Source organism: Dellaglioa sp. BT-FLS60, assembly GCF_054941065.1.
The window spans coordinates 39588-64234 of record NZ_JBSOLI010000026.1 but is presented as its reverse complement, the minus strand read 5'-3'; the positions used below and the strand labels follow the sequence as shown (position 1 = coordinate 64234).

At 34.3% G+C, this 24647-nt stretch carries 21 protein-coding genes; 15 read left to right on the top strand and 6 right to left on the bottom strand.

All coding sequences use genetic code 11. The annotated features are described in order from the left end of the window. The first annotated feature begins 4 nt into the window (after window positions 1-4). The 11 genes from lspA to pyrE all read left to right on the top strand — a co-directional run bounded on the left by lspA (window position 5) and on the right by pyrE (window position 12271). Window positions 5-448 carry a signal peptidase II gene (lspA, locus tag ACVQ8P_RS01205; protein ID WP_462297020.1) on the top strand — a complete coding sequence of 148 codons (444 nt, stop codon included), beginning with the start codon at window positions 5-7 and terminating at the stop codon, window positions 446-448. Then, on the top strand, window positions 445-1350 hold the full coding sequence (locus tag ACVQ8P_RS01200; RefSeq protein WP_462297019.1) for an RluA family pseudouridine synthase: 906 nt from the start codon (window positions 445-447) through the stop codon (window positions 1348-1350). Before lspA ends, ACVQ8P_RS01200 begins: the two co-directional genes overlap by 4 nt. A 151-nt stretch (window positions 1351-1501) precedes the next feature. After that, the gene (pyrR, locus tag ACVQ8P_RS01195; RefSeq protein ID WP_462297018.1) at window positions 1502-2047 is read left to right on the top strand and encodes a bifunctional pyr operon transcriptional regulator/uracil phosphoribosyltransferase PyrR; all 546 of its coding nucleotides are present in this window, start codon (window positions 1502-1504) and stop codon (window positions 2045-2047) included. 134 nt (window positions 2048-2181) lie between these two features. Beyond that, window positions 2182-3456: a uracil permease gene (uraA, locus tag ACVQ8P_RS01190; protein ID WP_462297017.1), complete on the top strand. Its 1275-nt coding sequence runs from the start codon at window positions 2182-2184 to the stop codon at window positions 3454-3456. Between the two features lie 14 nt (window positions 3457-3470). Continuing rightward, complete coding sequence (locus ACVQ8P_RS01185) at window positions 3471-4421, top strand: aspartate carbamoyltransferase catalytic subunit (protein WP_462297016.1); 951 nt, start codon at window positions 3471-3473, stop codon at window positions 4419-4421. Continuing rightward, complete coding sequence (locus ACVQ8P_RS01180; protein WP_462297015.1) at window positions 4418-5707, top strand: dihydroorotase; 1290 nt, start codon at window positions 4418-4420, stop codon at window positions 5705-5707. Before ACVQ8P_RS01185 ends, ACVQ8P_RS01180 begins: the two co-directional genes overlap by 4 nt. A 9-nt stretch (window positions 5708-5716) precedes the next feature. Then, window positions 5717-6793: a carbamoyl phosphate synthase small subunit gene (locus ACVQ8P_RS01175; protein ID WP_462297048.1), complete on the top strand. Its 1077-nt coding sequence runs from the start codon at window positions 5717-5719 to the stop codon at window positions 6791-6793. Window positions 6794-6795: 2 nt separating this feature from the next. Next, a complete protein-coding gene (gene carB, locus ACVQ8P_RS01170) occupies window positions 6796-9981 on the top strand; it encodes a carbamoyl-phosphate synthase large subunit (protein ID WP_462297014.1) in 3186 nt (1061 codons plus the stop codon). Between the two features lie 20 nt (window positions 9982-10001). Continuing rightward, window positions 10002-10934: a dihydroorotate dehydrogenase gene (locus ACVQ8P_RS01165; protein ID WP_462297013.1), complete on the top strand. Its 933-nt coding sequence runs from the start codon at window positions 10002-10004 to the stop codon at window positions 10932-10934. Continuing rightward, window positions 10931-11644: an orotidine-5'-phosphate decarboxylase gene (gene pyrF / locus ACVQ8P_RS01160; protein ID WP_462297047.1), complete on the top strand. Its 714-nt coding sequence runs from the start codon at window positions 10931-10933 to the stop codon at window positions 11642-11644. Before ACVQ8P_RS01165 ends, pyrF begins: the two co-directional genes overlap by 4 nt. Continuing rightward, complete coding sequence (pyrE, locus tag ACVQ8P_RS01155) at window positions 11645-12271, top strand: orotate phosphoribosyltransferase (RefSeq protein WP_462297012.1); 627 nt, start codon at window positions 11645-11647, stop codon at window positions 12269-12271. A 41-nt stretch (window positions 12272-12312) separates the two neighbouring features. Here the strand turns inward: pyrE and ACVQ8P_RS01150 are convergent, their stop codons facing one another. Next, entirely contained in the window at window positions 12313-14016 is a 1704-nt protein-coding gene (locus ACVQ8P_RS01150; RefSeq protein WP_462297011.1) for an NFACT RNA binding domain-containing protein, read from the bottom strand. Window positions 14017-14171: 155 nt separating this feature from the next. Here ACVQ8P_RS01150 and ACVQ8P_RS01145 point away from each other — a divergent pair, with 155 nt between their 5' ends. The 4 genes from ACVQ8P_RS01145 (at window position 14172) to xerS (ending at window position 17368) form a co-directional block, all read left to right on the top strand. Continuing rightward, window positions 14172-14591: a MarR family winged helix-turn-helix transcriptional regulator gene (locus ACVQ8P_RS01145; protein WP_462297010.1), complete on the top strand. Its 420-nt coding sequence runs from the start codon at window positions 14172-14174 to the stop codon at window positions 14589-14591. Window positions 14592-14619: 28 nt separating this feature from the next. Next, window positions 14620-15486 (top strand): DegV family protein, encoded by an 867-nt coding sequence (locus ACVQ8P_RS01140; protein WP_462297009.1) that lies wholly within the window; start codon window positions 14620-14622, stop codon window positions 15484-15486. A 97-nt stretch (window positions 15487-15583) separates the two neighbouring features. After that, the gene (locus ACVQ8P_RS01135; protein WP_462297008.1) at window positions 15584-15757 is read left to right on the top strand and encodes a hypothetical protein; all 174 of its coding nucleotides are present in this window, start codon (window positions 15584-15586) and stop codon (window positions 15755-15757) included. Window positions 15758-16297: 540 nt separating this feature from the next. Beyond that, window positions 16298-17368, top strand: coding sequence for a tyrosine recombinase XerS (gene xerS / locus ACVQ8P_RS01130; protein ID WP_462297007.1), 1071 nt, complete (start codon window positions 16298-16300; stop codon window positions 17366-17368). A 40-nt stretch (window positions 17369-17408) separates the two neighbouring features. On the opposite strand, the gene ACVQ8P_RS01125 is transcribed toward xerS, so the two are convergent. The 5 genes from ACVQ8P_RS01125 to parE form a co-directional block, all read right to left on the bottom strand. Further along, window positions 17409-18068: an HD domain-containing protein gene (locus ACVQ8P_RS01125; protein WP_462297006.1), complete on the bottom strand. Its 660-nt coding sequence runs from the start codon at window positions 18066-18068 to the stop codon at window positions 17409-17411. A gap of 61 nt (window positions 18069-18129) precedes the next feature. Continuing rightward, the gene (locus tag ACVQ8P_RS01120; protein WP_462297005.1) at window positions 18130-19059 is read right to left on the bottom strand and encodes a manganese-dependent inorganic pyrophosphatase; all 930 of its coding nucleotides are present in this window, start codon (window positions 19057-19059) and stop codon (window positions 18130-18132) included. A gap of 14 nt (window positions 19060-19073) precedes the next feature. Beyond that, the gene (locus tag ACVQ8P_RS01115) at window positions 19074-20033 is read right to left on the bottom strand and encodes a LysR family transcriptional regulator (protein WP_462297004.1); all 960 of its coding nucleotides are present in this window, start codon (window positions 20031-20033) and stop codon (window positions 19074-19076) included. A gap of 107 nt (window positions 20034-20140) precedes the next feature. Continuing rightward, a complete protein-coding gene (parC, locus tag ACVQ8P_RS01110) occupies window positions 20141-22525 on the bottom strand; it encodes a DNA topoisomerase IV subunit A (protein ID WP_462297046.1) in 2385 nt (794 codons plus the stop codon). Window positions 22526-22597: 72 nt separating this feature from the next. Beyond that, window positions 22598-24601 (bottom strand): DNA topoisomerase IV subunit B, encoded by a 2004-nt coding sequence (gene parE, locus ACVQ8P_RS01105; RefSeq protein WP_462297003.1) that lies wholly within the window; start codon window positions 24599-24601, stop codon window positions 22598-22600. Window positions 24602-24647: the final 46 nt, after the last annotated feature.

Below are 24647 nucleotides of genomic sequence, written 5' to 3'. Positions count from 1 at the left end.
TAACATGATTTTATATGCGTTATTAGCGCTAATGATATTAGTTGTTGACCAAGTCGTGAAGTATGCAGTCTCAGCTAATATTGCGCTGAATACAAGTCAAACCGTTATACCTAACTTTTTTTCAATTGCAAATATCAGAAATGATGGTGCTGCTTGGAGTTTGTTAGCGGGTAAACAATGGTTCTTTTTCATTGTGTCGATTGCTGCCTTAGTTTTAATGGTCTATTATTTCTACAAATATCGAACAAATGCAGGTTATAAACTTAGTATTGTTTTGATGATTGCTGGGACCTTGGGTAATTTTATTGACCGATTAAGATTTGGGTATGTTGTCGATATGTTTCAAACCGACTTTATCAATTTTCCAATTTTTAATGTAGCAGATATGGCATTAACCGTTGGCGTTATCATTTTATTAATAATTGTTTTAAAGGAAGACGATAAATGACAGAATTAGTGATTCAAAGTGAAGTAGGACGTCTCGATAAAGTGATTGCGACGTTAATGCCAGAAATATCCAGATCAAAAGTCCAACGTTGGATTGAAAGTGGCGATGTCTTAGTTAATGGCAAAATGGAAAAAACAAAATATGCGGTTCAACCAGGTGACAAGATTAGTTTGGTTGAACCTGAACCTATTGAGTTAAATCTGATACCACAAGATATTCCTTTGGATATTGTTTACGAAGATGACGATGTCATTGTCGTAAACAAACCGCAAGGCATGGTTGTTCATCCAGCACCAGGACACCCAGATGGGACATTAGTTAACGCTCTATTATTCCATAGCCCTTTGTCAACAATTAATGGGGCCTTTAGACCTGGGATTGTTCATCGGATTGACAAGGATACCTCTGGGCTACTAATGGTGGCTAAAAATGATAAAGCGCATCAATCGTTGGCGGCTCAATTGAAAGCTAAAACAAATATTCGTGAATATATTGCTTTAGTTCATCAGCCAATTAAAGAAGAATCAGGTATTATTAAAGCACCACTTGGTCGTTCGCCTAAAGATCGGATGAAACAAGCAGTGGTTGCAGATGGTCGGCCAGCAGTGACACATTTTAAAGTGGAAAAAAATTATGAAGATTATTCACTAATAAAATGTCAATTGGAGACAGGGCGCACACATCAAATTCGAGTGCATATGCAGTACATTGGTCACCCAGTTGTTGGAGATCCTTTATATGGACCGCGTAAAACAATTAAAGGACATGGTCAGTTTTTACATGCAGCTAAACTTGGATTTAAGCATCCAACTACGGGTAAAGAACTTATTTTTGAAGTCCCAATTCCACCTATTTTCAAAAGTACACTAGATTATCTTGACAAAACGAATTCTATCACGTAACATAAAAACCAATAAAGCTCCTTTAAAATAGTCCCGTGAGACTAAAAGGTAACGCACGAATAGATTTCTTTTTTGTAGAAGTCTGCCTCTTAGTCTAAGTATTTTTAGATTAAGAGGCTTTTTTATTGGATAAAAAAAGGAGGAACGTCAAATGGCAAAAGAAGTAATTGATTCATTGGCAATGAAACGTGCCTTAACAAGAATGACATACGAAATTATTGAAAAGAACAAGGGTATTGATAATCTGGTATTAATTGGGATTAAAACGAGAGGTATTTATTTAGCACAGCGAATTGCAGATCGTTTAAAACAACTTGAAGGTGCAGACGTTTTGGTAGGTTCATTAGATATCGAACTTTACCGTGATGATCGTCATGATGCAAGTTTAGGAAATGAACCAACTGTTAATAAGCAAGGCACACAAATTGATTTTGATATAACAGGTAAGCAAGTTATTTTAATTGATGATGTCTTATTCACTGGTCGTACGATTAGAGCTGCACTTGATGCTTTAATGGATCAAGGCCGTCCTCAAACAATCAACTTAGCTGTTCTTGTTGATCGAGGCCATAGAGAATTACCAATAAGAGCTGACTTTGTTGGAAAAAATATTCCAACATCTCCAGATGAACAAATTTCAGTTTCAGTAGAAGAAATTGATGGTAAAGATTCAATCGAAATTGAAAAAATTAAATAATAAGTCGTTAAGATGTTCCAGAGAGAGCAAACGATTTATGAACTTGGTATGGATTAAGTCCGTGCTGAGTTTCAACGTCGAACGCATCTCTCTATAGAGGTGCGTTTTTTTATACAGAAAGGGAATGATAAAAAATGGCAGAAAAATTTAGAAATGAAGATGCGGTACTTGATATTCATGATAAGCCATCTTTTGGACAATGGATGGGCTTATCAATTCAACATCTATTCACAATGTTTGGGGCAACAGTTTTAGTCCCCATCTTAGTTGGCTTAAATCCAAGCATTGCTTTATTTAGCTCAGGAGTTGGTACTTTAGTCTACATTGGTATTACGAATGGGAAAATTCCAGCTTACCTAGGATCAAGTTTTGCTTTTATTGCTGTCATGCAGATGTTAATGAAAACATCAGGCTATCCTGCAGTTGCTCAAGGAACAATCTCAGCCGGATTGGTTTATCTAATTGTTTCAATTATTATCGGAAAAGCGGGTTCAGGTTGGCTTGATCGGGTCTTGCCACCAGTTGTTGTTGGACCTGTCGTCATGGTTATTGGGTTATCTATGGCAACAACGGCAGCAAATAATGCGATGCTAAAATCAGGCACTTACGATATTAAATATGTATGGGTCGCAATTTTTACTTTAGCAATTACCATTTTCTTCAACATGTATCTTAAAGGGTTCATTAGTTTAATCCCGATTTTATTAGGAATCGTTTGCGGTTATCTGATGGCAGTTTTATGTGGGATTGTTGATTTTTCAACGGTAGAAAAGGCACATTGGTTCACATTACCCGCATTCAATGTTGCATTTGTAAATTATCAACCTAAAATCTATTGGAGCGCAATTATTGGTATGGCGCCAATTGCATTTGTCACAATGACGGAACATATGGGACACATTATGGTTTTGAATAAATTAACGAAACGAAATTTTTTCAAAGATCCTGGGTTAAACAGAACGTTACTTGGAGATGGGTTATCATCAATCATTGCTGGATTTGTAGGAGGCCCACCAACAACGTCATATGGTGAGAATATTGGTGTTTTAGCCATGACTAAAGTTCACAGTATCTGGGTAATTGGTGGCGCTGCTTTCTTCGCTATTGTTTTCAGTTTTGTTGGAAAGATTAGTGCGTTAATTCAGAGTATTCCAGGTCCTGTTATTGGTGGTATTAGTTTTCTACTTTTCGGTGTTATTGCATCAAGTGGTCTACGTATTCTAATTGATAACAAAATTGATTACGATAAAAAACGCAATTTAATGATTACAGCTAGTATTCTAGTTTTAGGAATTGGCGGTATGTACTTAAAAATTGGTGATTTACAATTAACCAGTATTGCACTTGCAACAGTGGTAGGAATTGCATTAAATCTTATTTTACCTAAAGAAGCTAAGAGCGAAAAATAATAGGAGATGATATTTTGTTAGATGAAAAGACAAATTTAGTTCAGTTACAACATTTAGTATCAATCGAGGACTTATCGACAAAAGAAGTTGAGGCATTAATTGAAAGAGCTGAAACATTTAAACGAAATCCGTCTTTATTTAACTTAAAATGTCCCATTTTTACAACAAATTTATTTTTTGAAAATAGTACAAGAACACACAGTAGCTTTGAAGTAGCTGAACAACGAATGGGCTTAAATATTGTGTCGTTTAACCCAAGTATTAGTGCAATTAGTAAAGGCGAAACCTTATATGATACGGTTTTAACAATGGGGGCAATTGGGACTCAAATCGCTGTTATCCGTCATCCTGAAAATGAATATTATCAACAATTGATTGGTGATAATGATTTAGGCGTCGGTATTATCAATGGTGGAGACGGAAGTGGTCAACATCCTTCGCAATGTTTACTGGATATGATGACTATTAAAGAAGAATTCGGAACATTTAAAGACTTAAAAGTCGCAATTGTTGGTGATTTAACTAATTCACGAGTCGCTAAAAGTAATATGCAATTATTGAAAAAATTAGGTGCTTCATTATATTTCTCAGGTCCAAAAGAATGGTTTTCTGAAGAATTTGCTGCATATGGTCAATACCTAGAGATGGACGAACTTGTCGGTGAAGTTGACGTTATGATGATGTTACGTGTTCAACATGAACGTCACACTGATGATAGTCAATTTTCAAAAAAGAATTATCATGAAAAATTTGGATTAAGCGTTGAACGGGGTAAAAAATTAAAGAAATCAACAATTATTATGCATCCAGGTCCGATTAATCGAGATGTGGAATTGGCAAGCGAATTAGTTGAATGTGAGCAATCACGATTTGTTAAACAAATGACAAATGGCGTATTCGTCCGAATGGCTATTTTAGAAGCCGTTATTAACGGCCGTCATTTAATGGAGGCACATGAAGCATGAAAAAATTAATTAAAAATGGCACAGTATTTTTAAACCATGATTTTAGTCAACAAGATGTATTAATTGAAGATGACAAAATTAAAGCAATTGGTGTTGGGTTAGCTGATGAGCTTTCAAATATTGATTTAGTCATTGATGCAGAAAATTTAATTGTTACGCCTGGGTTAGTGGATCTTCATGTTCATTACCGTGAACCTGGATTTGAATACAAAGAAACAATTAAAACAGGCAGTCAAGCGGCTGCACGTGGTGGATTTACAACAGTTGGAGCAATGCCTAACTTAGACCCAGTTCCAGATACTATTGAACATTTTTCTGAAATAAAGCGCCGTAATCAAAAAGATGGTCAAGTACATATTGCTCAATATGCTGCAATTACTAAGAATAGAACTTCAGAAGAATTAGTCGATTTTGTTGGATTAAAAGAAGCTGGGGCATTTGCCTTTACCAATGATGGTTCAGGTATCCAGACGGCAGGAACGATGTATCTTGCAATGAAAGAAGCAGCAAGTGTTAACTTACCGCTGGTCTCGCATGTTGAAGATAATTCATTATTATTTGGTGGCGTTATGAATGAAGGCATTCGTGCAAAAAATCTTGGCTTACCCGGTATTATGGGAATCGTAGAATCATCACAACTTGCACGTGATTTAATGCTGGCACAAAAAACAGGAGTTCATTATCATATGTGTCATGTTTCTACAAAAGAAAGTGTTGAATTAATACGACTTGCTAAAAGCCATGGTATTAAGGTTACCTGTGAAGTTTCGCCACACCATTTATTATTAACCGATTCAGATATTCATATGGATAATGGCAATTATAAAATGAATCCACCATTACGAACTGAAGATGATCGCTTAGCTTTAATTAAAGGCCTATTAGATGGCACAATCGATATGATTGCAACAGATCATGCCCCACATAGTGAAGATGAAAAACGAGGAAGTATGATTGATGCCGCTTTTGGTATAACTGGAAGTGAAACGGCCTTTTCATTGTTATATACAAGACTTGTTAAAACAGGGATTTTAACGTTGAGTCAGCTGATTGTTTTAATGAGTGAAAATCCTGCCAAAAAATTCAATTTAGATAGTGGTACGCTGAAACCTGGAATGAATGCTGATATTGCTATTTTTGATCTCAAAAATAAACAAACAATCAAGGCGGCAGATTATTTATCAAAGGGTAAAAATAGTCCATTCACAGGTCAAGAAGTTTATGGCGCAACACTAGTAACAATGGTTAGCGGAGAGATTAAATATGATGGTCGAAAGGTTGAGTAATTCATGAAGATGAAGCGATTCTTAATTTTAGAAGACGGTAGTATTTTTAAAGGATATAGTTTTGGGGCTAAGGCATCAACAACTGGTGAGGTCGTTTTCACTACGGGAATGACGGGGTATCAAGAAGCCATTACAGATCAATCATTTAGCAACCAAATTATTACGTTTACTAATCCAGTAATTGGTAATTACGGGGTTAATTTGGATGATTATGAATCTATAGAACCCTCATGTAAAGGCGTTATTGTCAATAATGTTGCCAGAGTATCTAGCAATTGGCGTCAACAATTAACGCTAGATGAATTTTTAAAGCAAAAGGATATCCCAGGTATCTATGGAATTGATACCCGTGAATTAACGAAAAAATTACGGTCTGTAGGAACAATGAAAGGGAGCATTATTGACTCAGATGCTGATATTGATCACGCATTTGACGCAATGAGCGCAACCGTTCTTAATCAAAACATTGTTCAACAGGTTTCAACAACAAGACCTTATCCTAATCCAGGAACAAAATTAAATATTGTATTAGTTGATTTTGGGTTAAAACATAGTATTTTACGAGAATTATCAAAACGAGATTGTAATGTCATTGTATTACCTTATAATGCAACTGCCAAACAAATATCTGATTTACAACCCGATGGTGTTCTCCTGTCAAATGGACCGGGAGATCCTAAAAATTTGCCAGAAGTTGTTGAAATGATTAAAGAAATTCAGCCTAAATTCCCTATTTTCGGGATTTGTTTAGGTCATCAGCTATTTGCACTAGCTAACGGCGCGGATACCTATAAAATGAAATTTGGTCATCGTGGATTTAATCATCCGGTCAGAGAAATCGCAACTGGTCGAATTGATTTTACGTCTCAAAATCATGGCTATGCAGTAGCTAGTGATTCCATTGATTCAGATAAATTAATGGTTACTTATCGTGAGATTAATGATGACTCCATTGAGGGGATTAGACATAAAACAGATCCAGCATTTAGTGTTCAGTTCCATCCAGATGCCGCACCTGGACCTCATGATGCAGATTATTTATTTGATGAATTTATTGAAATGATAAACAGAGTTGGGAGAAAATAAAGATGCCTAAGAGAAATGATATTCATAAAATAATGGTTCTTGGATCAGGACCAATTATTATTGGTCAAGCCGCAGAATTTGATTATTCTGGTACACAAGCTTGTTTATCTTTAAAAGAAGAAGGTTATGAAGTCGTTTTAGTCAATTCAAATCCGGCAACAATTATGACGGATAAAGAAATTGCAGATGAAGTGTACATTGAACCTTTAACGGTTGAATCAGTTTCAGGTATTTTACGTAAAGAATACCCAGACGCTATTGTGCCAACGCTGGGTGGGCAAATAGGGCTTAATTTAGCCATGGCATTATCCCAATCAGGTATTTTAGATGAACTAAATATTGAGTTGTTAGGGACAAAATTAAAATCAATTGACCAAGCTGAAGATCGTGAACAATTTAAGCAATTAATGCAAGAGTTAAATGAACCAATTCCAGAATCTTTGACGGTCGAAACGTTAGAGCATGCACTTGAATTTGCGAACGTTGCTGGCTATCCAGTTATTGTTAGACCAGCATTTACGATGGGTGGAACTGGTGGTGGTTTGTGTAAAACAGCTGAGGAACTTGAAAAAACGGTTGTTAATGGATTGGAACTATCACCAACGACACAATGCTTGATAGAAAAGAGTATTGCAGGATACAAGGAAATTGAATTTGAAGTTATGCGTGATCATGCTGACAATGCCATTGTTGTTTGTAGTATGGAAAATTTTGATCCAGTCGGAATTCATACGGGGGATTCAATTGTTTTTGCACCAACTCAAACTTTATCTGATCGAGAATATCAAATGTTACGAGATGTTTCATTAAAATTAATTAGAGCGTTAAAAATTGAAGGTGGTTGTAATGTACAACTTGCCCTTGACCCTAATAGTTTCAAATATAATATTATAGAAGTTAATCCACGAGTGAGCCGGTCATCAGCATTAGCTTCAAAAGCAACGGGTTATCCAATTGCTAAAATAGCTGCTAAAATAGCTATCGGACTCAATTTAGATGAGATATTAAATCCAGTTACTAAAACAACTTTTGCTGAATTTGAACCAGCATTAGATTATGTTGTTGCTAAAATACCACGCTGGCCATTTGATAAATTTAATCGTGCTAATCGTTCACTTGGAACACAAATGAAGGCAACTGGTGAAGTTATGGCGATTGGCCGTAACATGGAAGAAAGTTTACTAAAGGCGGTTCGATCTTTAGAAATTGATGAAGATTACTTACAGTTGGAGGGTGCACAAAATGCGACCGATTCTGAATTAGAAAATCAATTGGTTAATGCAACTGACCAAAGACTCTTCTATTTGGCAGAAGCCATTCGCCGAGAATACACAATTGATGAAATTGCAGAACTCACAAAAATTAATTTAGTTTTTTTAGATAAATTAAAACATATCATCGAAATTGAAATGGCATTAAGTACTCATGCCCAAAATGTTGATGTTCTTAGTGAAGCAAAAATTCATGGGTTTAGTGATAAAGTTATTGCTAATATTTGGCAGGTAACGCCCGATGATGTTAGAACGTTAAGGAAAGAAAATAACATTATACCAGTTTATAAAATGGTTGATACGTGTGCTGCGGAATTTGAATCATCAACGCCTTATTTTTATAGTACGTATGAACATGAAAATGAAAGTAAAAAGAGTCACAAACAAGCCATTATGGTCATTGGCTCGGGACCTATTCGAATTGGTCAAGGAGTCGAGTTTGACTATGCAACTGTCCATTGCGTTAGAGCCATTCGAGCTGCTGGATATGAAGCCATTATTATGAATAGTAACCCTGAAACGGTTTCAACTGATTTCTCGATTGCAGATAAATTATATTTTGAACCATTAACATTAGAAGATGTCTTGAACGTGATTGATGTTGATAAACCTTTAGGGGTTATTGTACAGTTTGGTGGGCAAACTGCCATTAATCTTGCTGGGGGACTACAACAGCATGGCGTTAAAATATTAGGAACATCGGTTGAAAATCTAGACCGTGCCGAAGATAGAGAATCATTTAATCAAGTCATTAACCAATTAGGATTAAAACAACCTATTGGTAAGACGGCAACGACACAAGATGAAGTTATCGAACGCGCCACAGAAATTGGCTATCCGGTGCTTGTTAGACCTAGCTATGTTTTAGGTGGACGTGCAATGGAAATTGTTCAAAATCAAGCAGAACTTGAAACGTACTTGATTAATAATGTTAAAGTTGCGCCACAACATCCTATTTTAATTGATAGTTACCTTGAAGGTATCGAATGTGAAGTTGATGCGATATGTGATGGTGTTTCAGTTTTAATTCCAGGAATTATGGAACATATTGAGCATGCTGGGATTCATTCAGGTGATTCAATGGCGGTTTATCCATCACAACATTTATCAGATGAAATTAAAACTGAAATTGTTCGTGCAACTAAAAAAATTGCGCTTAAACTAAAATGTGTGGGTTTGATGAATCTCCAATTTATTGTTCATCAAAATGAGCTTTATATTTTGGAAGTTAATCCACGTGCCAGTCGGACAGTGCCATTTTTAAGTAAAGTGACAGGTATAAAAATGACTCAGGTTGCAACCAAGATTATTTTAGGTTACGGCTTACAAGAACAAGGTTATCGAGACGGTTTGTTTGCAGAACCTGATTTAATTCATGTAAAAGCACCTGTCTTCTCATTCAGTAAATTGAATGACGTTGATCCATTTTTAGGGCCAGAAATGAAATCAACTGGAGAAGTCATGGGAACAGATCAAACCTTCTCTAAAGCACTCTACAAAGCGCTAGTTGCTTCTAATATTAATTTATCAGGTAATGGCTCTGTTTTATTGAATAGTGACGCTAAAAACAAAAATGCCGCATTACCACTTGTCCAGCGATTTATTTCATTGGGCTATCAAGTTTTAACATCAACTGAAATGGTTGATTTCTTTGCAGCACATGGCCTTAAAACATTTGTTAGTACGGAAGCTAAAAGTATTGATAAGCAGTTAGATGATATTAGCCACTTACTTCAATCTGGAACGGTTCAATTTGTGATTGATACGTTATCAGATGATCATGAAAAAAGGTCATATGGTTACCAAGTTCGTCAAAAGGCAATCATGCAACATATTCCGTTATTTACGTCATTACAAACGGTTGATGCGCTGATTCAAGCTTTAGAAAGTCAGGCATTTTCAGTAGCTGCACTATAAAAACTGAGGGGGAAAATGATTTGGTTGAAGAGCGATTAGCAGTTACATTAGCAGGCATTCATTTTAAAAATCCAATTATGCCAGCTAGTGGTTGTTTTGGATTTGGCGATGTTCCAAGTGCTAAAAAATATGATTTGGATTTATTGGGTGGCATCATTACCAAAACAGCAACTATGGAACAAAAAAATGGTAATGAACAACCACAAATCATGCCCATCAACGATGGCATTTTAAATTCTGTTGGGCTAAAGAACCCCGGAATTGATGCTATTGTGACTGAAAAAATACCAGCATTAAAAGCAGCTCATCCAGACTTACCAATTATTGCGAGTGTAGCGGGAGCCACTGAAGAAGAATATGTAACAGTGGCCAAGTCGCTAAATGATTCGGGTCTTGTTACTGCCTTAGAATTAAATGTATCTTGTCCAAATGTTGATGTCGGTGGCATGTTATTTGGTACAGACCCAGAAATTACGGGTCATTTGGTCGCAGCTGTTAAAAAAGTCACAACAATTCCAGTCTTTGTAAAATTAACCCCTAATGTAACGGATATTACAAAAATTGCCATTGCGGCGGAAACTAATGGCGCAGATGGATTTAGTTTAATTAATACAGTCCAAGGTATGAAGATCGATATTCATACTCGAAAATCGGTTCTTGGACGGCAAATCGGTGGTTTATCAGGGGCTGCAATTAAACCAATTGCCGTTCGTATGGTTTATGAAGTGAGCCGTGTGTCTGACTTACCGATTATTGCCATGGGCGGTATTGAAACAGTTGACGATGTTATCGAAATGTATCTTGCCGGTGCCAGTGCTGTCGGAATTGGTTCGGCTCATTTTAAAAATGCAATGGTTTGTCCAGATTTAATCGAAGCATTACCTGCAAAATTAGATGAACTCAATATAAAATCTTTAGCTGAATTAATTACTGAAGTAAGGGAGAGTAGATAATGATTAATCGACCTATTATTGCCTTGGATTTTCAAAATAAAACGCAAACAATGGATTTTTTACATTTATTTCCTCAAGATGAACGTCTCTTTGTTAAAGTTGGAATGGAATTATTTTACAGTGAAGGGACCCATTTCGTTGAAGAATTAATTGACCAAGGACATGATATCTTTCTTGATTTAAAATGTCATGATATTCCAAATACAGTTCGGCAAACAATGACAAGTTTAAGCCGGCTTGGTATTTCATTAACAACAGTTCACGCAGCTGGTGGTGTTGAAATGATGAAATATGCATTAGATGGACTAGATCAAGGGAATCATTCGAAACAATTACCACAAATTATTGCGATTACACAATTAACATCTACTAGTCAAAAACAATTAGAAACAGAACAATTAGTTGAACGTCCCTTAATTGAAAGTGTTGTTAATTATGCTAAATTAACAGAACAGGCTGGTTTAGCAGGCGTTGTTTGTTCAGCGCAGGAAGCTAAAATGATTAAGGACGCAACATCTGAAAAATTTTTAGCTGTCACACCTGGTATTCGATTAGCAGGTCAGGCAGTGGGTGATCAAAAGAGAGTAATGACACCGACTGAGGCAAAGAAAAATCAAAGTAGTGCAATCGTTGTTGGTCGATCAATTACGCAAGCTGAAGATCCATTTTCTGCTTATCAAACAATTAAAAAAATGTGGGAGGACGCTTAGATGAATTTAGCAGAAATAATTGCCAGTGACTTATTAGAAATTGAGGCTGTCACATTATCACCGAATGAACCCTTTACTTGGGCAAGTGGGTTAAAAAGTCCAATTTACTGTGATAATCGTTTAACAATTAGCTATCCAATTATTCGTACTAGAATCGCTAAAGGTATTGCCGATATTATTCGTGAAAAGTATCCTGAAACAGAAGTTATTGCTGGAACTGCGACTGCAGGTATTCCACATGCTGCATGGGTTGCCGAAGAATTGAATTTACCTTTAATTTATGTCAGAACGAAGCCTAAAGATCATGGAACCGGTCAACAAATTGAGGGTCGCTTAATTAAGGGACAAAAAGTTATCTTGATTGATGATCTTATTTCAACGGGTGGAAGTGTTATTCAAGCAGTTAAAGCAGCAAGAAATGAAGGTGCTGACGTTTTAGGTGTTATTGGTATTTTTAGTTATGAACTAGAGGCAAGTATCACTAACTTTGCTGAAATTGACACACCATTTGATACTTTAACAACTTATTCGACACTAATTAAAGTTGCTAATGAACAAGGAAAAATTGATTCTGAGGAAAAATTATTACTGGATAAATGGCGTATTAATCCAAGTGATTGGCTATAAATAAAAAATATCGACTAAGATGACTTCTTAGTCGATATTTTTTATTTGCGGCGCATAGCCAATATTTTCTTAAAATCAGGGGTAATAAATGTTGATTTTTGCCCTTCATAAACAACAAATCCAGGTTTTGAACCGTTAGGTTTTTTGATACGTTTAACTTGAATATAATCAACTGGGACAGATGCTGATTGACGATATTTTGAGAAGTAAGCGGCCAAGTTAGCAGCTTCCGTCACTGTTTCATCACTGGGATCAGAGCTATGAATAATTACATGTGAGCCAGGTATATTTTTAGCATGTAACCAAATATCTGATTTATTAGCAGTTTTCATTGTTAATTGATCATTTTGAAGATTATTCTTCCCAACAGAGATGAGTGTTCCATCAGTTGCATAATAATCATCTGGTTTACTTAATTTAACTTTAATCGCTTTTTTATTTTTGTTTAATTTTTGTTCTTTTACCAGACCTTGTTGTTGTAATTCAGTTTTAATGTCTGGTAAATCTTTAGGTTCTGCTAATTCAATTTCTGATTGAATTTCTTCTAAATAATCAATTTCTTTTTGATTAAGAAGGAGTTGTTCATTAACAAAAATGACTGCATTTTTTTGTTTTTGATACTTTTTAAAATACTTTTGTGCATTTTTTGATGGTGAAATTTGATTGGATAATTGGATTGTCATCTTTTTTTCATTATCATAAAAGTTAGGTAACGTAATCTCTGTCATTCCTTGTTTAACTAAATGAAGATAGGTGGTTAATAATTCACCCTGGACGCGTAATTTGTCAGCAGTTTCAGTGTTTTTAAGCGTTTTTTCTAATTTTTTTTGTTTACCACGATTTTTTTTGAGTTCATTTTTAACAACACGAATCAAATGACTACCTTGTTGTTGAACGCGGTCTTTATTAGCTTTGTCAAGATAGTAGGTATCAAGCATTTCGCTTAATGACTCAAATGTTTGACCAGTCCCGATTTCTTTATTTGGAATAGCTGAAAAATCAAGACGCTTACCAGATAAAATAGTTGGCGTAGGCGTATCAAATTGTGCAAAGAAAGCTTTCCAACTTACATCTAAATCTTCAAAATTAGTGTGGAGTGCAGTTGCAAGATCCATACTAGACTGACCAGCCAGCCCTTGATAATGATTTTGAAGTTCTTTTGCTAAAACGTCCTTATTTGGGAATTCAGATAGGAGATTTTTAAAAACGTTAGATGTATCCGTAAATGGATTTAATTTATCTTGTGCTGGTGGCTGACGATAGGTTGCGCCAGGTATCAGCATTCGATAACGATTTTGGTCTGAACTGATATGTTTAATTGTATCTAAAACTTTATCGTTTGTTGGATTAATTAAGAGACAATTACTATAGCGACCCATCATTTCCAAACTTAAGATTAAGGGCTGTTCATCACCCAATTCATTTCTAGTTAAGAATGAAAAATTAATGATCCGGTCATTAGCAATTTGGTCAATTGCAACAAGTTGACCACTTTCTATATATTTACGAAGCATCATGGTAAAGTTAGTTGGTGTTTTAGGATTCGAATAGGGAATATTAGTAATTTGTGCACGAGCATAACTCGAATGTGCAGATAATAGAAGTGGGTGACTCTTTCTATTAGCACGAATTGTAACAATAACCTCATTAGGGTAGGGTTGTGATATTTTTGAGACCCGACCACCGATTAGTTTCGTTCTCAGTTCACTAATCATTGCATGAGTAAAAACGCCATCAAATGACATTTAATCAACTCACTTTCTATAAAATATGTTTAATATCTATAAGTGTAACGTTTTGAGTGATAAATCGCAAAGAAACGTTATTAAATAGTTTTCTTGCCATAATTAGTATAAATGTTGTATAATGCAAGATATATTGAATTTGAGGGGTTAGTAAAATGAAAACAAGTCTTGAAAACTTATTATCAATTGACAAACAGTATAAAATGATTTTACAACGTTTAACTAAAAAAAATAATTTAACGATATCTGAGTGGCAGTTATTAAAAAAAATCAGTGCTAAATTTAACACGCAAGAAAAGTTAGCTTTAGAAACTGATTTGGATATTTCAACACTCAGCCGTCAATTAAAACGTTTAGTTGAAAAAGAGATGCTTGATAAGCACAGTATTGGTGAAGATAAACGACAATTAATTTATACGATGACTGAAGTTGGTGTTGAATCTTCAAAAGCGGTAGACGTAGGATTTACTAGTCTTGAAGCAACCATTTTTGAAAAATGGCCAGAAGATGAACAAAATTTATTAAGAATGTTATTAAATCGCTTAGATAAAAGTCTAACGAGAACTGACGTTTAAACTGTTATAAAAACGAGGTGTTTAATTAATGAAAATAGCAATTGTAACAGATAGTACGGCGTACTTATCTAAAGAACAGACTGAAAAAAATAATATTACAATTATCCCTATTCCAGTAATTATCGACAATAAAATTTATAATGAAGGTGTCGATATTACAACGGAAGAATTTTATGAACAATTAAAGACATCTGAATCTTTTCCCAGTACCTCACAACCTTCTGTCGGAGAAATGATTAATTTGTATGATAAATTAGGCAGTGAAGGCTATGATATTGTTTTAAGTATTCATTTAACAAATACAATTTCAGGATTTATTGATAATTTAAAAAATATCGCACCAACGATTGAATCAACACGTGTCATACCCTATGATTCAGGAATTACAGTTATGTTAATGGGTTATTTAGCTTTAGAAGCCGCTAAGATGGCTAACGAAGAAGCTGATATCGACGCTATTATTGCGCGATTAGATGATTTAAAAAACACATTAGGTGAGTATTTTATTGTTGATGATTTACAAAATCTTGTACGAGGTGGTCGTTTATCTAATGCTTCAGCATTTATTGGAAGTGTTCTCAAAATTAAACCAATTTTAACGTTTGATAGCATTTCAAATAAAATTGTGGCGTTTGAAAAAATTAGATCAACAAAAAAAGCCATTAAACGAGTTGAGGATTTGTTTGAAGAACATCGTGCGTCAGTTGACTATCCTTTACGTGGACTGATTATTCATGCAAACGATGAAGTTGCAGCTGTTAAATGGCAAGTTAAAATGAAGAAAAAATATCCTGATATGACATTTGATATCAGTTACTTTGGACCTGTTATTGGGACTCATTTGGGCGAAAAAGCCTTAGCCTTAGCATGGATTAAAGATTTTGATCAAGCATAGTAACATTACTTATATTAATAAACTGGCACTCATTCAAATTTCATGAGTGCCAGTTTTTCATTATCATCTAAATATTCTGATAAAGGGGTCTTAAATAATGAATAAATCATATATTATTTTACTTGTACTATTCTTTTTAGCAATTGGTGGCTATGCGACATACAGCCATATTGAATCAAATAAAAATAATACACCAGAAACGACGAGTTCTGATAAGCTTAATAAAGAATCCAAATCGAATGCTGATAAAAAATCATCAGTAGATGACTGAATCAGCAAAAGCAAAATAAAATAGATGTTAAAAATGCATAAAGTTGAAAAGACTAAAAATATTGGTTAATCAAGGTTTATCAAATGAATTACATCCAACTTTAGTTAAAACACACAATTTAATGAAAGTTGGATAGCAGTACATTCAAAGTAATATGTTGTAAATAAATACTTACTTACGTATGATTGTTTTAGATAATTATAAAAATATTTTATAATTTCTTATATTCAAGCATATTTTTATTTTCTAAAAAATAAAATCTCATTATTATAATATGATTTTATTAATTATTTAGAATGTCTTAAAAACATCATTTATAGGATTAAATCAATAAATACCTTAAAATTGCATTTTACTCATTAAAAATGCAATTTTAAGGTATTTTTATGCCAGTTTGCTAAATTAATGTCTAAATGTTAAATATTGCTATGATATGGCTATTATTTAACTATTTTTTTAGATTTTAACGAAAGTTGAAACTTGTCTGCTTGATATGTTATTCTCTACATATAGAATTATTTAGTGGAATGAGGTGTTCTTTTGAGAAAAGAAAAGTATTTAGAATTGATTGAAAATGAATTACAACAACAGCCTTGGTATGCACAGGAGTATTACCAATCTAAATCTACTATTCCCCTATCCAATGCGACTTTATATCAATATTTAACAGAATTTAGACGTTTTTTTGATTGGTTATTGACTGAAGGAATTGTTGATGGCACATCTATTAAAACAATCGATATTAGCGTTTTGGAACATTTAAAAAAGGAAGATATGGAATTATATAAGTCTTCCCTACTTTCAAGAAGCAAATCAAACAATGCTAATAGTAATACACAGCTCTCGAGAAGTACGGTAAATCGCTCATTAACAGCTATTTCATCTTTGTTTAGGTATCTTTCTGAAGAAACAGAAAAAGAAGATGGAGAGCCCTATTTTTATCGTAATGTAATGAAAAAAATTTCTGTGGTAAAAGATAATGAGACTTTTGCAACACGTGCGGCTAATATCAAGGATAAATTGATGTTAGGAACTGAAGATCGTGATTATATCAATTTTATCGATCAAAAATATGCAAATTTATTGAAACCAAAAGGTCTTTCATTTTTTAAACGTGATAAGGATCGTGACATTGCGATTAATGCGTTGATGCTAGGCAGTGGTTTACGGGTTTCAGAAGTTGCGAATAGTGACCTACCCGATCTAAATTTAAAAACAAACAACATTACTGTTATTCGAAAAGGTGGTAAAAAAGATACTGTTCCAATTGCGCCATGGGTCATTCCTTATCTTGTTAAGTATCTTGAAGTGCGAGCAATAAACTATAAAACAGATAAATCAGAAAAAGCCTTATTTTGTTCATCTTATCGTGGCATTGGTAAACGTATTGAGAGTGGTACAATTGAAAAATTGGTTGCTAAGTACTCCTCGGCGTTTAAGGTGCGCGTTACACCTCATAAATTGCGACATACGCTTGCCTCTAAGTTATATTTAGAGACAAAAAATGAGCAACTTGTTGCGACGCAGTTAGGACAAAGCTCAACAAGCGCAACCGCGCTATATACACATATGATTGATGAAGAGCAGCGAAATGCTATTAATAAATTATAAAAAAAACGATTAACTCATTTTGATGAGTTAATCGTTTTTTTTATGCTTGTCCGTCCCATTCAGCTTTGAAATTTTCTAGAAAATCTAGCATAAATTGATGCCTTTTTTTAGCTAATTTATAACCTGGTTCTGTTTTCATTGTGTCAGCTAATGTTAATAATTTTTCATAAAAATGATTAATAACTGTTTGATTTTTAACGTTTCTATATTCCTCTGGAGTCATATTTACTCTTGGACCATGCTGCGGATCATAAATCTTACTACCAACGTGGCCACCGTAATAAAAGGTCCTAGCAATTCCGATGGCACCAATGGCATCCAGGCGATCAGCATCTTGAACGATTTTAGCTTCTTCAGACAAACTAACCGCTTCGTTTCCTAATTGCTTTTTAAAAGAAATTGATTGAATAATCGTTAAAATATCAGTAATTTGGCTATTAGTTAAATTGATAGATGTTAAAAAATGAGTTAAGCTAACTGTTTCTTTTTCAACATTATCAACTACTTTATCATCAATAACATCATGTAAATAACTGCTAAGAACAATGACTAAGTAGTTGATATTATAAGATTCTGAGGCAATATTCTTTGCATTTGCAACGACTCGTTCAATATGAGCAAAGTCATGTCCAGAAGTATCTGATGCTAATTTATTTTGCGTATATTCTTTTACTGCTTGAATTTGTTCTTCAGGTGTCATTGCCAATTCCTCCTTAAAATAAAAAAGCTTAGAGATAAAGTCTAAACTTTTTTAATCTTTATTATGCTTCAAAAACAGCTTGCAATTGAGGAACGACTTGTTTCTTTCTTGAAACGACACCAGGTAATGATAATTTATTATCAGAAAGCTTTTTATCGAAAGCTTTTTCAACCATTTTTTTAGGTTCTCCGACAACTAATAATTCTGAATCACTATCCAAAATATTTGTCACTAATAATAAGAATAAATCATAATTATTAGCTTTACTGTCAGCTTCAATTGCTGAAACTAAAGCAGTTTCACGATTAGATACTTCTTCTAAATCAACGGTATTGACTTGTGCAACACGAACTGTTTTTCCAGCCATATCGAAAGATTTAGCATCTCCGTTAATTAATTCTTCTTCAGTTTTACTTGATAAGTTAGTACCAGCTTTTAACATATCTAACCCATAGACGTTGTAGTCAGTATTGCTAATTTTAGAAAGAGCCTTCGTAGCTTCAATATCAACTGGTGTTGTGGTAGGTGATTTGAATAATAAGGTATCAGAAATAATAGCAGACATCATTAAACCAGCAATGTTAGCAGGAATTTCAACATTATTTTCATTAAACATTTTCCAAAGAATGGTACTTGAACAACCAACAGCTTCTGCACGGAAATTAAGTGGCATATTTGTTGTGAAGTTAGCGATACGGTGATGATCAACAACATCTGTCACAACAAGGTCGGCAATATCTGAAACACTTTGTTGGAATTCATTGTGATCAACTAACATAACTGAGTCAACTTCATTTTTAGCTGTTTTAATAATTCTTGGTTCAGGTTCATTAAAGTAGTCTAAAACAAATTTTGTTTCTTCACTTAATGAACCGAGGGCAACAGCTTCAGTATCAAAACCTAATTTGTTTTGTAAATATGAAAATACTTTGGCAGCTACTACTGCATCCGTATCAGGACTTTGGTGTCCGAAAATTAATTGTTTAGTCATTATTTATAATCTCCTTAATTTTTGTTAATTTCTTTAAGACGAGTCATGTAATCTTTTTCTTCTAAATAGTCATCAAAAGCACTTAAAAAATGTTCATTTCTAGGAATTTCATCTTTATCTTTTCTAAAGACAAATGATAAATCAAATTTAATTTCTGGGTCAAAATTTGATGTCCAAAGGTCTTTACTTTCTGGATGAGCAACTAGAAATGAAGTTGGTAATGCCGTGTAAGCATGAGTTGCACGAGCAAATTTTAAAATTTGTGAAGGTGCTGTAAATCGAGCAACACTTTTTGGTAAGTTCACTAATTGATTTTGGTAAATTGTTTTAATTATTTTATCAAGATAATAATCATTTGGATAAGTAACCCAAACATTATCAATGGTTTCTTGAAGCTTAACTTTCTTCTTAGAAGCTAATTTTTCATTATGATGTAAAAATAATAAATTTTCAGTAATGATTTTTTTACTTTCGTACGGTTTCCAGTTTTTAATACTTTCATCTGGAAGGTACATAATTGCCAAATCAATTTTATTATTTTCGAGTTCACTCCAGATTTCTTTACGTGTCAATAAGTGAAATGACACAATAATATCTGGATTATTTTTATAATATTGTATGACAAAATCATCAAATACTTCATCTTCAATTGAGGCTAGGATACCAATCGTGATTTCCCCTTGTGTTGCACTGGTTGATTGTTGAATTTCGTTTGTTGCTTTGTTCAACGTTTCATAAATTTGATGTGTTGCATCCAACATCGTATAACCAGCATCAGATAAATGTAATTTTTTACCAACAGAATAAAAAAGTGGTGCACCAACTGTTCGTTCCAATTTTTTAATTTGTTGCGTTAGTGCAGGTTGTGTAATACCTAATATTTGTGCTGTTTGCGTGTAATTCATAATATCTGCAAGTTGCAGAAAATATGTTAACGTTTTTGATGAAAATATATTTTCTTGCTTTGTTTTCATATTAGTTGTGTCTCCTCAGTTTAAATAATAATAGTCATATTATTATAATAAGCGTAATAAAAAAAAAGAGCAAACTAATTCGCCCTTTTTCTTAAAGAATTTAATTATTATTTAATCTCATTTAATAGATTAGGTATTCCTAATTGTTCTGTATCAATAATGAATGACCCATTTGAATATCTATCTGATAACGGATGTGACATTGGTTCAATAATAAATTCATGACCACTTTCAGTAATAACACTTAAATTAACATCTTTGGTAATTGGTTTAATTCCAATCACTCTATGAGGCTCCTTCTTAAGCTCTCTAAGAATAAGCACACCACGTTTCGCCCTACTTGTCGAACTAACTTCTGAAACAGCCATACGCTTAAATGAGCCACGTTGTGTTAACAAACCAATTTGGCTGTTCTCCGTAACTAAACAAGTTGACGCAACGAAATCGTCTTGTTTCAGATTCATTGCAATGACACCAGCTGCTTTGGCACCAACAATTGGGACCTCTTCAAGCGGATATCTCAATCCGTAACCATCATGTGAAGCACTGAAGACAAATAATGAGGCATCATCTTTTTCTAAATATGAAATTAGGATGACGTCATCTTCAGGGACCTTTAATTTCATAAATTTACTTGCATGACCTTTATAAGTTCGTCCAGGTTTCAAATCTGAAACTGTGGTTTGTTTGATAAAGCCATTTTTAGTTGCAAAAACAAATTTACCAGGGGCATCTACTTTTTTGAAAGAGAATGCCTTAATCAGGTATTCATCAGCGTCCAATCCAATGGTTTGCGAAATATGTTCACCGGTATCTTTCCATTTTGCTTCAGTGATTTCATGAATAGGTCGATAAATCATATTACCTTTATTTGTAAATATAAATAAATGATCCAAAGTATTAACGGGTTCATTAAATATAATATAATCTTCATCTTTCAATCCATTTTCTTCTACTCCTGAAGCATTAAACGAACGCAATGAACTACGTTTAAGATAACCATCACGACTCACTAATACTTGAACTTCTTCAGGTGTAACCAAGACAGCTGTTTCAATCTTGATATCTTCGATATGTTCTTGTATTTCAGTTAACCGAGGTGTGGCATATTCTTTTGAGACTTTTTTTAATTCTCTTTTAACCACATCAGATAATACTTTAGGGTCGGCTAATATTGCTTTATAATTAATAATTTTTTCAGCAAGTTCAGCATTTTCTTTTTCGAGTGCAGTCACATCTGTATTAGACAAGCGGTACAATTGTAATGAAACAATGGCTTCAGCTTGTTTTTCTGTGAAGTCAAAAAGAGTCATTAAACTGGTTTTAGCACTCTTTTTATCTTTGCTTGCACGAATCGCTTTAATGACTTGATCTAAAATAGATAATGCTTTAATTAGTCCTTCAACGATATGTTGGCGAGACTCAGCCTTTTTCAAGTCGAACTCAGTTCTTTTTTTCGTAACACTTAATTGATAGTCCAAGTAAGATGATAAGAATTTCTTTAAACCAACTAATTCAGGCCGTTGATTATTAATGGCAACCATATTGAAATTATACGAAATTTGTAAATCAGTATTTTTGAATAAGTAATTTAAAATACCTTGCGCATTAACGTTACGCTTTAATTCAATCGCAATTTGTAATCCTTCACGATCACTTTCATCTCGAACTTCAGCAATACCATCCACTTTTTTAAGTAAGCGAATTTCATCCATTTTTTTAACAAGAACGGCTTTGTTCACTTCATATGGGATTTCTGAAATAATAATTTGTGTTTTACCACCTTTTAATTCTTGAATCTCTGTTCTTGAGCGGACAACGACTTTACCACGTCCTGTTTTATAAGCATTTTGAATACCAGATAATCCTTGTAAAATACCACCAGTTGGAAAATCAGGTCCTTTAACAAAGGTCATTAATTTATCTAGCGTTGCATCAGGATGTCCAATTAAGTAGACAACAGCATTAACAACTTCGCTTAAATTATGCGGTGGAATTTCAGTTGCATAGCCAGCTGAAATTCCGGTTGCACCATTTACTAATAGATTAGGAAATCTTGCTGGTAAAACAGTGGGTTCATATTCTGTATCATCGAAATTTAAAACAAAATCAACTGTTTCTTTTTCAATATCCCGTAACATTTCAGTTGCAATTTTACTTGTACGGGCTTCTGTATAACGCATTGCAGCTGGAGAATCACCATCCATTGAACCATTGTTTCCGTGCATTTCAATTAATGGCGTGCGTAATTTCCAATTTTGACTCATACGAACCATAGCTTCATAAATAGAGCTATCTCCATGCGGATGAAAATTACCCATTACATTTCCGACTGATTTAGCTGATTTTCTAAAGCCTTTATCATACGTGTTCCCATCTTGATTCATTGCGTATAAAATCCGACGTTGCACGGGTTTTAGACCATCACGAATATCGGGCAAAGCACGTTCTTGAATAATGTATTTAGAATAACGACCAAATCGTTCGCCCATAACATCTTCTAAGGTTAGTTCTTGAATTTTTGATGTATCTTTTTCTATAGCCAAATCGGTAATCCCCCTTCCTTAGTCAGTCGTTGATTGTACTTCATCATCTTTTGAATCGGTAACTTGTTTACTAGAAACTTTATCCAAGATACTACCATCTTCTTCAAGTGAGAATTGAACGTTCTCTTCAATCCAATTTCGACGTGGTTCCACTTTGTCGCCCATTAACGTTGTCACTCTTTTTTCGGCAAGTGCGGGATCGTCAATTCGAATTCTAACTAAAGTTCTTGTCATTGGATCCATTGTTGTTTCCCACAATTGATCTGCATTCATTTCGCCAAGTCCTTTAAAGCGTTGTAAACTATAGCCACGTCCAATTTTTTCCGTTGCTTTAGCAAGTTCTTCATCAGTCCAAGCATAGATGCTGTCCATTTTTTTGCCAGTCCCTTTTTGAATTTTGTATAAAGGAGGTAAGGCGATGTAAACTTTTCCAGCATCAATTAATGGTCGCATATATTTATAAAAGAACGTTAGTAATAATGTTTGAATATGGGCACCATCGGTATCGGCATCAGTCATGATAATAATTTTATCGTAATTACTGTCTTCAATCTTGAATTCAGCCCCAACGCCAGCCCCAACTGTATAAATCATTGTATTAATTTCTTCATTTTTTAAAATATCTTGTAATTTTGCTTTTTCAGTATTTAAGACTTTACCACGTAAAGGTAAGATCGCTTGAAATTTACGTTCACGGCCCTGTTTAGCTGAACCACCAGCAGAATCACCTTCGACTAAAAACAATTCATTTTTCTTAGCGTTTTTTGATTGTGCGGGTGTTAATTTTCCAGAGAGTAAGCGATCATTTTTCTTTTTCTTCTTACCATTACGTGAATCATCACGTGCTTTACGAGCAGCTTCACGCGCTTCTCTAGCTTTAATTGATTTTCTAACAAGTTCTTGTGCAAACTCACCATTTTCCATCAAATAAAAACCAAGTTTTTCACTCAGGACACTATCAACAATCGATCTTGCCTCAGGTGTGCCAAGTTTTCCTTTTGTTTGTCCTTCGAATTGGAGTAACTCTTCAGGTATTCGGACTGAAATGACGCCTGAAAGGCCCTCTCGAACATCACTACCTTCTAAATTACGATCTTTATCTTTTAAAAGGCCTAATTTTCTAGCATATTCGTTAAAAGCTTTTGTCCAAGCAGACTTCATTCCGGCTTCATGTGTACCACCATCTTTTGTTCGAACATTATTAACAAAAGACATCAGGTTTTCTGAATAGCCATCGTTATATTGCGCTGCAACTTCAACTTCTATTTTATCTTTAGTGCCATCAAAATACATCACTTCGCCAAGTGTATCTTTATCTTCGTTCAGATAAGCAACGAATTCTTTGATACCTTCTTCAAAATGATAGATATCTTGTTTATCAGTTCTTTCATCAGTTAAAACAATTTTAACACCACGTAATAAAAAAGCGGATTCTTTCAGTCTTTCAGCTAAAATATCATATTTATAAACCGTCGTTGAAAAAATACTTTCATCAGGTTTAAAAGTAACCGTTGTTCCGTTTGCTCTTTTAGTAGCACCCAATTTTTTTAATGTTCCAACTGGATGCCCACCATTTTCAAATTTTTCTTCATAACGCACGCCTTCACGGACGGTATCAACCGTTAATGAAGATGATAAGGCATTAACAACACTCGCACCAACGCCATGTAGTCCACCAGAAGTTTTATAGCCACCTTCTTGACCGAACTTTCCACCAGCATGTAAGACAGTAAAAATAACTTCAACAGTTGGAATTCCTGACGCATGCATACCAATTGGCATACCACGACCGTAATCGACAACCGTAATACTGTTATCACTGTGAATAGTAACATCAATTTGTGAACCATAACCTGACAAGGCTTCATCAACAGCATTATCAACAATTTCATAGACAAGATGATGCAATCCTTTGCTATCTGTTGACCCGATATACATACCAGGTCGCTTTCTAACTGCTTCAAGTCCTTCAAGAACTTGAATTGAATCATCGTTATATTTTATTTTATTTGGATTAGTCATACAGTTAAACTCTCCTTACTCTGTGTTCATACAGTAACGTTACTAT